The sequence below is a fragment of the Marinospirillum celere genome (assembly GCF_900112235.1).
Classification (GTDB): Bacteria; Pseudomonadota; Gammaproteobacteria; order Pseudomonadales; family Halomonadaceae; genus Marinospirillum; species Marinospirillum celere.
The window spans coordinates 529,887-542,011 of record NZ_FOLH01000002.1 but is presented as its reverse complement, the minus strand read 5'-3'; the positions used below and the strand labels follow the sequence as shown (position 1 = coordinate 542,011).

The following is a 12,125-nucleotide window of genomic DNA, read 5'->3' as shown; positions in this document are numbered from 1 at the left end:
GAAACCACGCCCCGCCATGTGCCCGCCAAAATTATCCAGGTGGCTGATATTCCCCGCACCCTCTCCGGCAAGATCGTTGAGCTGGCTGTTCGGGAAGTGATTCATGGTCGCCCGGTCAAGAACCAGGATGCTCTGGCCAATCCTGAAGCTCTGGAACTATTTGCCAATCTGCCCGAACTCAAAAAATAACTAGAGAAGCTAAAAAAAACCTGGCACTAAGGCCAGGTTTTTTATTGCAAGGTTCACATCAAACCATGTCTTGGACATCATCCGGTGAAGGATCATTACCCCGTGCCGGAGAACCACTGTCATTCGCTTGACGTTCAGCCTGTTCATCCGCATTGCGTTCAACAACCACGTCTTCATCTTCATTACGCTGGGCAACAGCTTGTTCAGTCTGTTGATCCGCTTGACGTATCTGTTCAGCATTCTGTGCCAGTTCGATAGCAGGACGAATAATGCTGCCATTGGGCCGCCCACTTTCGTAAAGTGGCACTTCATCAGGCGTTTCACCAAGCCGAGTTACGACATCACTGGGCTGGGTTGAGACACTATTAACTGCCTCTGCACCACTGGACGCAACAGGCTGACTAGATGCCTGCTCAGCCACAGCATTGTCATTAGCCTCTTGCTGTGCCTGTTGACTACGGACATCTTGGCCTTGTGCTTGACGCTGTACAGCAGCCGCTTGACTGCCAAAGTTGGATTCAATCATCTAGCACCTCTCATGCTTTGGGCGACGACCAACAAAAAATTCTGCTATTAGCATAGTCAATCCGCCGCCCTTGTGCAAACTTTAACCAGATGTTTTCCAGCTTTAGTCAGCCAGGCTGGTTATACGCGTTCAAATACAGTGGCAACACCCTGACCCATACCGATACACATGGTCGCCAGACCCAGAGTAGCGTCTTTTTGCTCCATGACATTCAGCAAAGTGGTCGAGATGCGAGTACCGGAACAGCCCAATGGGTGGCCCAGTGCGATCGCACCACCATTGAGGTTGACCTTCTCATCCATCTTGTCGAGCAGTTTCAGGTCTTTTAATACCGGCAGACCCTGAGCAGCAAAGGCTTCATTCAGCTCGACAATATCAATATCATCCATGGTCAGGCCGGCTGCCTTCAGGGCTTTTTTGGAAGCAGGAACAGGACCATAACCCATGATTGAAGGATCGCAACCAGCCACACCCATGGAGCGAACCTTGGCGATAGGTTTCAGACCCAGAGCCTGAGCTTTCTCGTAGCTCATCATCAGCATACCAGAAGCACCTACTGAGAGCGCAGAAGAAGTACCAGCGGTAACCGTACCATTGCGTGGATCAAAAACCGGCTTCAACTGAGACAGGCTTTCTACGGTAGTTTCAGGACGAATAACTTCATCTTTTAGAATCAGTTTCAGGCGACCTTCGGCATCATGACCTTCAACGCCAATGATTTCTTTGTCAAAACGGCCATTGACTGAAGCTTCATGAGCCAAACGGTGAGAGCGTGCGCCCATTTCATCCTGCTGCTGACGACTGATACCGTGCATCTTGCCCAGAAGTTCAGCAGTTAGGCCCATCATCATGGCGCCCTTGGCATTTTGCTTGCTGGCTGAAGGGTTAACATCAACACCATGCATCATGGAGACGTGCTCCATGTGCTCAACACCACCGACCAGGTAGATATCACCCAGGCCGGCTTGGATATTGGCACCAGCGATATGCAGCGCGCTCATCGAAGAACCGCACAAACGGTTAACCGTCTGAGCTGGAACACTTTTCGGGATAGAAGTCAGAACCGCAGCATTACGGCCAACGTTATAACCCTGTTCCAGTGTCTGGTTAACACATCCCCAGATAATGTCATCAATTTCTGCAGGATTAACGCCTGCACTTCTTTCCAGCAAGGCAGTCATCACCGCAGCTGAGAGCTCCTCAGCGCGCACGTTGCGAAAAGCACCTCTTTTGGCTTTCGCCATGGCAGTGCGCACACCATCAACAATTACGATATCTCTTGGTTGCAGACTCATTGTTTTTCTCCAAAATTCGGTTAACCGGATCGCTTAGGCGTAGAAACGCTCGCCTTTTTCAGCCATCTCACGCAGCTTGTCGGTTGGTGTATATAGAGGACCCAGTTCAGCCAGAGAATCAGCCAACTCAACAAAAGCTTTAACACCCATAGCATCGATGTAACGCAGCGCACCACCACGGAAAGGAGGGAAACCTATGCCGTAAATCAGGGCCATATCAGCTTCAGCAGGTGTTTCCACTATACCGTCTTCAAGGCAGCGAACAGTTTCCATACACAGCGGCACCATCATGCGAGCAATGATATCTTCATCACTGAATTCACGAGTCGCCTGAATCAAAGGCTTGATCAGTTCATAAGTGGAGTCGTCGAAGACCTTCTTAGGCTTGCCTTTACGGTCTTCTTCATAGCGATAGAAGCCAGTGTCATTTTTCTGACCCAGACGACCCTCTTCATTCATGACATTCAAAATGGTCTTGCCATCACGCTTCATACGCTCCGGGAAGCCTTCAGCCATGACTTCGTTGGCATGCAGAGCGGTATCCAGACCGACAACATCCAGCAGGTAAGCAGGACCCATAGGCCAGCCGAATTTCTCCATGACTTTATCCACTTGCTTAAAGTCAGCGCCATGCTCCAAGAGGCCAATAAAGCCACCAAAGTAAGGAAAGAGAACCCGGTTAACCAAAAAGCCAGGACAGTCATTAACGACGATAGGTGTTTTACCCATCTGCTTGGCATAGGCAACGGTGGCCGCAATTGCTGTTTCCGAGGATTTCTCACCGCGAATAACTTCAACCAAAGGCATGCGATGTACTGGGTTAAAGAAGTGCATACCACAGAAGTTTTCAGGGCGTTTCAGATTTTTAGCCAGGCTGGTAATGGAGATGGTTGAAGTGTTGGAAGTAATAATGGCGTCTTCTGCCACCTGATCTTCCAACTCAGCCAGAACCGCGGACTTAACTTTGGGGTTCTCAACAACCGCCTCTACCGTCAGGTCAACATCTTTAAAGTCACCATAGGATAGGGTTGGGCGGATACGCGCCAGGGCTTCACCCATCTGATCGGCAGTAATTTTTTTGCGCTGAACCTGTTTGGAAAGCAGCTTGTTGGCTTCTTTCAGACCCAACTGCAGGGCATCTTCATTGATGTCCTTCATCATGATGGGTGTGCCCTTGGAAGCTGATTGGTAGGCAACACCGCCGCCCATAATACCAGCACCCAATACGGCTGCTTTCTTGGTTGGGTTAACTTGTTTTTCGTAAGCACCAGCCTTCTTTTTAACTAATTGGTCGTTCAGGAACAGACCAACCAAGTTAAAGCAGACATCGGTTTTAGCCATTTTCGCAAAGGTTTTGGCTTCAACTTCCTGGGCCTTGTCACGCTTGGCAGTGGCACCCTTCTGAATCGCTTTGATCGCTTCTACAGGCGCGGGGTAATGAGGACCTGCTTTACCTGCTACAAAACCCTTGGCTGTTTCAAACACCATCATGGATTCAATGGGGTTAAGCTGCAAAGGTGCTTTTTTAACTTCACGGCGCGCTTCCCAATCCAGATTACCTGCTTGGGCTTCAGCCAAAATATCAAGTGCTGTTTCACGCAGTTTTTCTAAAGGAACGACTGCATCAACTGCACCCATCTTCAGAGCAACATCCGCTTTATTTTCAGTACCGCCAGCAATCCACTCAATCGCATTATCTGCGCCGATCAAACGAGGCAGGCGTACACAACCACCCCAACCGGGAATAATACCCAATTTGGTTTCGGGCAGGCCGACTTTGGCTTTTTCAGCCATAACACGGAAATCGGTTGTTAACAGCAGCTCACAACCACCACCCAAAGCAAGGCCATTTACCGCAGTCACCGTGGGGAAAGGCAGGTCTTCAATAGCATTGAAAATTTTATGAACCTTGAGGTTCATCTCAACCAAGTAGTCTTCAGTTTGATTAAAGACACTATGGAATTCAGTAATATCGGCACCAACGATAAATACTTCTTTGGCGCTGCTAATCAGCAAGCCCTTAAGGCCAGATTCTTTTTGCAGGGCAGCAACAGCTTCATCCAGTTCCTGGATCACAGCAGAGCTGAGTTTGTTAACCGATTCGCCCTGTAAATCCAGAGTCAGTTCAGCATTTCCATCACTGAGGGCTTTCACCTCTATGGCTTTGCCTTGGTAAATCATCGCGTGATCTCCAGCTTTTTGTTGTAAAAAATAAAGACTGTATGAAAACTTCAAACAAACTTTTCATACAGTCGTTTGAACTTATGAGTAGATTCGTCCATCCAGGCTTTCTTGTCAAGCCATGAACGTCGATTTTGTCAGGGAAAGTCTAGTGCATGAATCAGCTATTCGAGTGCTTCAATTTGGTGAACCCGGATCTGACGCCCCTTGTCGCCTGAGGCTTCAAAGCGGCCTGTAACCCTGACTGACTGGTCAAGATAAGGTTTAACCTCTTGATCAGGAGAAAGGCCCACGCGGTTATAACGGTCATCTTCCAACCAATAGTGTTCAGGCTCTTCCAAACCACGAACCTGTCCCTCAACAGTCAGAGTTCGGCCATCGTAAGAGCCTGAGTGCAGCACCAAAAAATCTAGTGACACCTCGTCTGTAGAGCCCGAACAGCCTACTAAAAGAGTGACAAACAAGGCTACGACCAATCCTGTTTTAAACTTCATGGGCACTGTTCCCCCTCAGATTAAAGATAGCAAAAAGTCAAAAAGTTGCTGTGTTTGGAAGCCTCTCTACCAACCAGTCGATTAAAACACGCACGGCTGGTAAAAGCCCCTGACGTTGCTGATAAACCAAGTGCAAGTGACTAACTGGCAGCTGCCATTCCGGCAGGACGCGAACGAGTTTTCCTGTTTCCAGGTATTGACGACACAGGTCTTCAGGCAGAGCCGCCAGACCCTGTGCTTTGGCAGCCGCTTCCCGCAGCATCCAAAGATCATCACTAAGAAGCCTTGGCTGGTGGTTAATGATCACTGTCTCGCCTTGATTCGAAGTCAGCTCATAGGTATAGCGACCACTGGTATAGGGCATCGAAAGGCTGGCCCAGGATATCAAATCAGTTGGCTGGCGGGGTTCTCCACGCTCAGCAAGATAATCTGGATGAGCGACTAGGCATTGAATGGAAGGTGTTAACGGCCTAACGATCAGGGAAGAATCCTCAACGCCAGCACGCACGCGCAAGGCGATATCCACCTGATCGGTCAGCAAGTTGATCGGTTGATTGGTCACCCAAAGATCCACCTGAACTTCGGGGTATTGAGCCATAAACTCAGGAATCAGATGAACTAGCATATTTTGACTGACCGCATAGGGGCAGCTAATCCGAACTCGACCGCGCGGTTTTTCCTGCACTCTTTGCGTGACCTGCTCTGCAGCCTGAGCTGCAGCAACCAGCGCCTGACAGGGTTCCAAAAATTCGCGACCTATCGCCGTAGGCACCAATTTACGTGTGGTGCGATTGAGCAGACGCACTCCTTGCTCTTTTTCCAGATCTGCAATACGGCGGCTCAGGGTCGATTTGGGTATACCCAGAACACGGGCTGCCTGGCTAAAACTCCCCTGCTCCATCACCTGAGCAAAAAGGGCCAAGTTGGTAAGGTCTTTCATTTTTATCCCATTTATGGAACAGTGATTTTCATTTTAGCCCACTAGTGATCAAAAGAATAACCCAGTAATCTACTCAACATTATTGCAACCACCACCAAGAGGTTCACTCATGAATATTCTGCACCTGGACTCAGGACTCTTTACTGGACAATCCGTTAGCCGCGAACTTTCAGGACGTATTGTCAAACAGCTGCAACAGCAATACCCAGAAGCCAGCCTGACTTATCGTGATCTGGTCGCCCAGCCCATCAGTCATTTGGATGCTGAAATTTTGCTGGCTGGTGCTGCTGAAGCGGCAGATCGAAGTGAGCGCCAACAAACTGAACTGGCGATGACAGAAACGCTACTCGACGAGCTTTTTGCTGCCGACCTCCTGGTTATTGGAGCGCCTCTTTACAACTTCAGCATCCCAACTCAACTCAAAGCCTGGGTTGACCGGGTTGCTCAAGCAGGTCGCACTTTCCAGTACACCGAGCAAGGCCCTGAAGGCCTGCTGAAAGGCAAGCGTGCCATCATCGCTTCTGCCCGAGGTGGTGTTTACAGTGAAGGCCCTGCGGCGGCTATGGAGCATCAGGAAAGCTACATTAAAACCCTGCTGGGCTTTATTGGTATCACCGATGTGAGCATTATCCGCGCCGAAGGCCTGAATATGGGCGACCAACTGAGAGCAGAAGCCTTGACCTCAGCTGGAAAAGAAATTGAAAGCCTGGCTTCTTAAGCTCATCTTGAGTTAGTCAAAAAGAGTTGCCGGACTTGGCTTATAGGTCAGCGCCAGCAGCTCTTTTTCCATTTGCTGGGCATTCAAAGGTTGTTCACTGATGATTTCCAACCTGGAATCCCGCCGATAAGCCATAGGCTGTACTACCAGCTCATTGCCAACCTGATTAAAACTTCGCCATTCGCGACTGCCGACCCGAAAGACTCCTTTCAAACGCAACAACCCTTTTTGTTGATCGATCCACTGGTAAAGTCCGTCTTCATCAAAGGCATCATCCCGGTGAAACACCCAGCCACTTGAATAAGCACCCTGCCCCTCTCCTGCCTGACAAACTGGCTGCCCAGGTTCTGGCCAGGCCAAAAACTCCAAACCCGAAGTTGGCTTTAACAAGGAAGCCTGGCTGGTTTGATGTGTTTCGCTCTTATGAATAGTCTGCTGCTGGTAAAGCAACTGCTCTGCAGGCTCCAGCACGGATAGCGGCAATTGGCCCTGCTCACAGGCCAGCAAACCCAGTTTTGGTGGAAAAAACTGCTTGGCCCTCTCCAGCGCCTGGTCCAACTGCTGCTGGCTAGCCAGGTCAATTTTGTTAAACACCAAAATATCGGCCAAGGAGATTTGATCCTGAAAGGTTTCATTAGCCAGAATGCGGGGATCTTCCAGCTGCCGAGGGTCAACCAGAGTAATCAATGGATGCAGGCTGACAAATTCCGCAAACTGCTCACCTGTCAGCACATCGATAATACCAGCGGGGTGCCCCAGGCCCGTCGGCTCAATCAGTAAACGATCCGGCTTATACTTCTGCAGCAGGTTGACTAGTGTGACCGAAAGGGTCAAACCCAGGGCACAACAAATACAGCCACCTGGAATTTCCTTAACACGGATATCATCATCTGCTTCTAACAGGCTACCATCGACACCGATCTGGCCAAATTCATTAACCACCAATGCCCAGCGCTCACCTTCAGGCTTGTTTGCCATGAGTTGGTTAATCGCTGTTGTTTTGCCCACACCTAAAAAACCGGTGATAACATGCACAGGCACTCTTGCCTTTTCTTCACCCTTCACAAGGCACCTTCTTTTTTCAATAAATAACGTTTCATCTCCACACCCCAGCGATAGCCACCCAGGCCGCCATCCTTACGTAACACCCGATGACAGGGCACCAACAAGGCAAGGGGGTTAGCAGCACACGCAGTCGCGACTGCCCTGACCGCTTTTGGGCGATCCACCAAGGCAGCCAACTCACTATAAGTCACTGTCTGACCGGCTCTTAGCTGAAGCAGCATTTGCCAGACGCTTTTTTGAAAAGGACTACCCTTTAGATCCAACGGCAAATTGGCAACCAAAGCGGGATTAACCAGAGCTTCACTGATTTTTTGCGACCAAAGAACGCGCAGCCCGGCCGAAAGTTTTTTAACGCCAGCAGGCTCCAGTTGCTGCTGGATAAGCTCATCAAACTCCTCGTCACAGGCAAGGGGCTGGAGCACAGCCAAGCCCTTGTCAGTCACGATAAAGATCGCATTTCCCCAGCCGGTCTGAAATTCTCCCCACTGCGGAGTTTTTTCACTAGCGGCAATAATAGGCTGCAAGTTCATTAAGCACCCTGAGGTTAATAGTCACTATTTGATTTTAGGGATCATAGCAGCTTTTAACGAGGGAAAGGGAAGGCTCAGCCAAGCTATATCATAGGAAAAAATTAAAGATGGCCGGATAACAGCTCCGGCCTGAAGTATCATGCAACCACATGGAAAGGTTGCTGACCTTGGTCATCTCGCCCTATCAGGACACCTATATCATCTGCAGTCTGGTTTAGCTCTCTTTTGATATTTTGCCAGGTTTCGCCTACTTCGGACTTAACTGAATACAAAGATTGGCCTGCTTCATGCCACTGGGTTTTAAACTGTTCCCTGTTTGCTTGAAGAGCATCCACAGCTGAGTTCCAGCCATCGCGCACATGCTTTAATTCCTGGATACTTTCACGAATAGGATCAGCTGCTTGCCTGAATTGGTTAACCCCCTCTGTAACTGAGGCAAAACGCTGTCCCAACGTCTTTCCTGAAGTAAAGGCTTGACCGACTGATTTAGCGCCCTCTGCAATTGATGCTCCTGCTTGCAGAACACTCTTTCCGACAGTAATCACAGCAGACACTCCCTCACCCACCAAGCTTTTTACATTATCTTTCATAGCTAATGCAGTTTGCTTCAAATCGCCAACTCTATCTTTCAGTTCAGCAATAGGCTCTTTCGCGTTAGTAAGCCCAGTGCTAATTTCAGATACTACAGAGCTTGCTGTGTCTTTAACGCGTGCAGCCACCCCTTTTGCAACAGTCACACCTTGGGTAACGGTTTCTGATACTGAGGTCCAAGCATTTTGTACTCTGTTTGCAAAACGAGACAGCAAACCGTTACCACGAGAGCGCTGATTTTCTTGACCAGCGGCTTCGGCTTTCTGAACAGCTTCAGCTTTCTTTGAGGTTAAACTGACTTGGGCATCCAAAGCCTGATCCTTCGCAACAACAGCATTTTCCTGTTTTGGTTCGGCCTTTGGCTGAAGTTCGGATTGAACTACAGATGCAGATCCCGCTACTACCTGATGACTAATACTGATCATTTTTTTCTCCTAGTCAGCGCCACAGCCCAAAAAATCACGACGAGAGTAAACTTCTTCGTCCACTACTTTAAAATCATCTTCAAGAACAAAGGCACCATCAATAAACATTTTTAAAGACCAAATTCCCAACAAGGGTGACTGCATCAGAGTCTTTGGCTGACAACGAAACATGAGTTCAATCGGTGCACTGGTTTCATTCTCAACCAGGTAGTGATCAGACCACTGAAGTAGCCTTGCATCGGGTGTGTACCATGCCAAAGTAACCGTATGCAGACCTTCCACTTGCGTAAACTCAAAGCGGGAAACGATGCTTTCATCAATAGCTAAATTGATCTGCTTGTGAACACCTGGCAAACCAGGGCCATCAAAGCGGGTTGCCAAACTATAGTCGTGTAGGTGCACCCGATAACTTTGATTACTGTGAAGTCGCTGTCCTTTAGCATTAATCAACAATACAGACCAAATTTTTTCGTCATCATCTGGTGCGTAAGCGTTGGCTTCTGGATCATTCAAACGGATACCGCCATTAACGATAAAAGCGTATTTGTATTCACCCGCAGGCAAGCTCAATGAGACCTTCCACCCCTGCTTCGTTAACTTCATGGGTAAGGTTTTCTTTTCTGACCAGGATTTAAAAAGCACCAGACTCACTTCTTGAATTGAACCTAGAGCAGATGCATTAAAGTGAATATCTACAGACATAACGACCCCAACAGAAAACCAATCAATCGTTTGATTGAATCAGTTTATCTTATTAGATTACGTACTCGCATTCCCTGTAGATTGGTACTAGGTGGGTAACGCTTTGCAATTTAAAAGAAGAAAAGCGTATCTAAACTTATTTTAAGCACAACAAAAAAAGCCCCGCAGTTGCGGGGCCAAGAGCAGAGATCTTTTAATTTATTTCATGGAAATAGTGGTATTCACGCCAGCAGAGATGCTGTCAGGCTCAAACCAGCGTTCTGTAACGGTTTTGCTATGAGTCCAGAATTTAACCGCTTCTTTACCGTTGGGACCCAAAGGACCTAAACGCGAACCGCGTGAACCGGTAAAGCTAAAGTAGGCAACAGGAACAGGAATCGGCATATTGATACCCACTTGGCCCACATCAATTTCATTCTGGAATTTGTGGGCAGCCCAGCCAGAAGCAGTGAAGATGGAAGTCCCGTTACCGTTAGGATTGTCATTGATAAAGGCAATGGCTTCATCCAGAGTTTCGGCTTCTACAACACAAAGGACTGGGCCAAAGATTTCTTCTTTGTAGATATCCATATCTTTGGTGACGCCGGTAAACACAGTCGCGCCAACAAAGTTACCCTTTTCATAGCCTTCCACAACACACTCACGACCATCCAAAGCCAGGGTCGCACCCTGCTCAACACCGGAATCGATCATGCGAATAATGCGGTCTTTTGCAGAGCTGGAGACAACGGGGCAGATATCCGCTTTAACATTAGTGCCCGGACCGACAATCATTTTTTTAGAGCGCTCGATAATATCATCAGCCCACTGGCGAGCTTCACCGACAAGTACAACCACCGGGTTAGCCATACAGCGCTGGCCTGCAGCACCAAAAGCAGAACCGATCAAGGCATCGATGGCTTGGTTTTTGTTGGCGTCAGGCAGAATCACACAATGGTTTTTGGCACCCATCATACACTGAGCGCGCTTACCGGCATTGCTGGCATGCTGATAAATCTGCTCACCGACATTGCTGGAACCGATAAAGGAAACCGCTTTAATATGCTCATGCTGGCACAGGCGCGTGGCCACTTCAGGACCACCGTGGACCACATTCAAAACACCGGGTGGTAAACCTGCTTCATGGGCCAGCTCAACCAGACGCAGCGTCGAGGTGGGGTCCTGCTCTGAAGGCTTAAGAACAAAAGTATTACCAGTCGCTATGGCAACCGGGAACATAAAGCAAGGTAGCATGACCGGGAAGTTAAAAGCGGTAATACCGGCACCCACGCCCAGAGGTTGCTTCAGGGTATAAACATTGACGCCTGTGGCAACATTTTCCGCTAGTTCGCTGAGCTGCAGGCTAGGAATTGAACAGGCATGTTCAACAACTTCCAGACCGCGACCCACTTCACCTTCAGCATCTGGCAGTGTTTTGCCATGCTCTTCGGTAATCAACGCCGCCAGATCCTTGGCATTGTCACGCAGCAACTGCTGGAACTTCAGCATGATGCGCATACGCGCGCCAAGCGAAGTGTTACGCCAGCTTTTGTAGGCTTCATTGGCATTATTGATGGCCGCATCCACTTCATCCAGTGTACAGAAGGGGACTTTGGCAACCACTTCTTGGGTGGCGGGGTTAAGAACATCGCGCCAGTCGGTGGATTTGGAGGTGACTTTCTCACCACCGATGATCATGGGAATTTCGCGCACAGACATGGCATACCTCTTTTCGTCTTGGATGATTATTGTTGTTTGAATTTTTTTACAGCGTCCTTGCATCTTAGACATCAGTAAGCATGCATGACAAGCCAGCTGAGTGCAAAGCAGTCTTGCAAATATGCAAAGGCATTCCAAGATCCAAAAAAAGGGGCGAATTCGCCCCTTTTAATGGTTAACTCAGAGAGTTTCTAAATTACTGAGTAGCCTGATTCAGACGATTAAGAGCCTGTTGGCTCATAAACTGTTCGCGCATTTGCGAAGTGGTAAAGGCATCAGGCTCAGCACCCGCAGCTTCAGCAACATTCTGCAGCATTTGAGTGACGCTCTCCTGACCTATGGCGACCATAGAGCAGAACTGGCGCTGATCTTCAATGGTGACATATTCAGCACGTACGCGACGACTGCCAACCATTTCCTGATCAACTATCTGGCGGGTTACTTCTTCAAAGTTACCGCCAACATCCAGACCATCTTCTTCGGTATCAATAGTGCGCTGGTAGTTTTCAGTCAGCGACTGAACCTGAGCACCCATGGTGGTAGCCAGTTGCTGGCGGGCAGCCAAATCTGCACGGCTGCTGTCAGAACTGATACGTCCAGAAGCAGGAACACAGCCTGTTGCAGCTAAGCCATCTTGTACTTCAGGCGTAAAAATCCAGCTGGGAATGGATGGCTCTTCAGGCTGTGAAGGGCTGCTGGCACAGCCAACCAGAGCGAGAGAGACTGCTAGAGCAGAGACTGCAAAGATATTTTTTTTCATGATACTACTCT

13 protein-coding genes are annotated in these 12,125 nt (G+C 48.8%); 2 read left to right on the top strand and 11 right to left on the bottom strand.

Features of this window, described 5'->3' with window-relative positions:
* On the top strand, positions 1–189 hold a 189-nt coding region (locus tag BM185_RS07090; protein ID WP_143089494.1), incomplete at its 5' end, for a hypothetical protein.
* 58 nt (positions 190–247) lie between these two features.
* Here the strand turns inward: BM185_RS07090 and BM185_RS07085 are convergent.
* The 5 genes from BM185_RS07085 to BM185_RS07065 form a co-directional block, all read right to left on the bottom strand.
* A complete protein-coding gene (locus BM185_RS07085; protein WP_091961298.1) occupies positions 248–715 on the bottom strand; it encodes a hypothetical protein in 468 nt (155 codons plus the stop codon).
* A 119-nt stretch (positions 716–834) separates the two neighbouring features.
* Positions 835–2,010 carry an acetyl-CoA C-acyltransferase FadA gene (gene fadA / locus BM185_RS07080; protein ID WP_091961295.1) on the bottom strand — a complete coding sequence of 392 codons (1,176 nt, stop codon included), beginning with the start codon at positions 2,008–2,010 and terminating at the stop codon, positions 835–837.
* Between the two features lie 33 nt (positions 2,011–2,043).
* Positions 2,044–4,191 carry a fatty acid oxidation complex subunit alpha FadB gene (gene fadB, locus BM185_RS07075; RefSeq protein ID WP_091961293.1) on the bottom strand — a complete coding sequence of 716 codons (2,148 nt, stop codon included), beginning with the start codon at positions 4,189–4,191 and terminating at the stop codon, positions 2,044–2,046.
* A 164-nt stretch (positions 4,192–4,355) separates the two neighbouring features.
* Positions 4,356–4,685 carry a hypothetical protein gene (locus BM185_RS07070; RefSeq protein WP_091961290.1) on the bottom strand — a complete coding sequence of 110 codons (330 nt, stop codon included), beginning with the start codon at positions 4,683–4,685 and terminating at the stop codon, positions 4,356–4,358.
* 37 nt (positions 4,686–4,722) lie between these two features.
* A complete protein-coding gene (locus BM185_RS07065; protein WP_177203500.1) occupies positions 4,723–5,625 on the bottom strand; it encodes a LysR family transcriptional regulator in 903 nt (300 codons plus the stop codon).
* A 109-nt stretch (positions 5,626–5,734) separates the two neighbouring features.
* On the opposite strand from BM185_RS07065, the gene BM185_RS07060 reads away from it, so the two are divergent.
* Positions 5,735–6,343: an FMN-dependent NADH-azoreductase gene (locus tag BM185_RS07060; protein WP_091961285.1), complete on the top strand. Its 609-nt coding sequence runs from the start codon at positions 5,735–5,737 to the stop codon at positions 6,341–6,343.
* A 12-nt stretch (positions 6,344–6,355) separates the two neighbouring features.
* Here the strand turns inward: BM185_RS07060 and BM185_RS07055 are convergent, their stop codons facing one another.
* From BM185_RS07055 to BM185_RS07030, 6 genes are all read right to left on the bottom strand, one after another.
* Positions 6,356–7,408 carry a CobW family GTP-binding protein gene (locus tag BM185_RS07055; protein WP_091961282.1) on the bottom strand — a complete coding sequence of 351 codons (1,053 nt, stop codon included), beginning with the start codon at positions 7,406–7,408 and terminating at the stop codon, positions 6,356–6,358.
* Entirely contained in the window at positions 7,405–7,938 is a 534-nt protein-coding gene (locus tag BM185_RS07050) for a methylated-DNA--[protein]-cysteine S-methyltransferase (RefSeq protein WP_091961280.1), read from the bottom strand. Before BM185_RS07050 ends, BM185_RS07055 begins: the two co-directional genes overlap by 4 nt.
* A 137-nt stretch (positions 7,939–8,075) precedes the next feature.
* Entirely contained in the window at positions 8,076–8,954 is an 879-nt protein-coding gene (locus BM185_RS07045) for a hypothetical protein (RefSeq protein WP_091961277.1), read from the bottom strand.
* A gap of 9 nt (positions 8,955–8,963) precedes the next feature.
* Entirely contained in the window at positions 8,964–9,656 is a 693-nt protein-coding gene (locus BM185_RS07040; protein WP_091961275.1) for an early set domain-containing protein, read from the bottom strand.
* 198 nt (positions 9,657–9,854) lie between these two features.
* The gene (locus BM185_RS07035) at positions 9,855–11,354 is read right to left on the bottom strand and encodes a CoA-acylating methylmalonate-semialdehyde dehydrogenase (RefSeq protein WP_091961272.1); all 1,500 of its coding nucleotides are present in this window, start codon (positions 11,352–11,354) and stop codon (positions 9,855–9,857) included.
* A 196-nt stretch (positions 11,355–11,550) separates the two neighbouring features.
* Positions 11,551–12,114 carry a hypothetical protein gene (locus tag BM185_RS07030; RefSeq protein WP_091961270.1) on the bottom strand — a complete coding sequence of 188 codons (564 nt, stop codon included), beginning with the start codon at positions 12,112–12,114 and terminating at the stop codon, positions 11,551–11,553.
* Between the last annotated feature and the right edge of the window lie 11 nt (positions 12,115–12,125).

What these genes read in the sequence shown, in the direction of transcription:
- BM185_RS07085 (WP_091961298.1), bottom strand. Translation starts at nt 715, where the DNA reads ATGATTGAATCCAACTTTGGCAGTCAAGCGGCTGCTGTACAGCGTCAA.
- fadA (WP_091961295.1), bottom strand. Translation starts at nt 2,010, where the DNA reads ATGAGTCTGCAACCAAGAGATATCGTAATTGTTGATGGTGTGCGCACT.
- fadB (WP_091961293.1), bottom strand. Translation starts at nt 4,191, where the DNA reads ATGATTTACCAAGGCAAAGCCATAGAGGTGAAAGCCCTCAGTGATGGA.
- BM185_RS07070 (WP_091961290.1), bottom strand. Translation starts at nt 4,685, where the DNA reads ATGAAGTTTAAAACAGGATTGGTCGTAGCCTTGTTTGTCACTCTTTTA.
- BM185_RS07065 (WP_177203500.1), bottom strand. Translation starts at nt 5,625, where the DNA reads ATGAAAGACCTTACCAACTTGGCCCTTTTTGCTCAGGTGATGGAGCAG.
- BM185_RS07060 (WP_091961285.1), top strand. Translation starts at nt 5,735, where the DNA reads ATGAATATTCTGCACCTGGACTCAGGACTCTTTACTGGACAATCCGTT.
- BM185_RS07050 (WP_091961280.1), bottom strand. Translation starts at nt 7,938, where the DNA reads ATGAACTTGCAGCCTATTATTGCCGCTAGTGAAAAAACTCCGCAGTGG.
- BM185_RS07045 (WP_091961277.1), bottom strand. Translation starts at nt 8,954, where the DNA reads ATGATCAGTATTAGTCATCAGGTAGTAGCGGGATCTGCATCTGTAGTT.
- BM185_RS07040 (WP_091961275.1), bottom strand. Translation starts at nt 9,656, where the DNA reads ATGTCTGTAGATATTCACTTTAATGCATCTGCTCTAGGTTCAATTCAA.
- BM185_RS07035 (WP_091961272.1), bottom strand. Translation starts at nt 11,354, where the DNA reads ATGTCTGTGCGCGAAATTCCCATGATCATCGGTGGTGAGAAAGTCACC.
- BM185_RS07030 (WP_091961270.1), bottom strand. Translation starts at nt 12,114, where the DNA reads ATGAAAAAAAATATCTTTGCAGTCTCTGCTCTAGCAGTCTCTCTCGCT.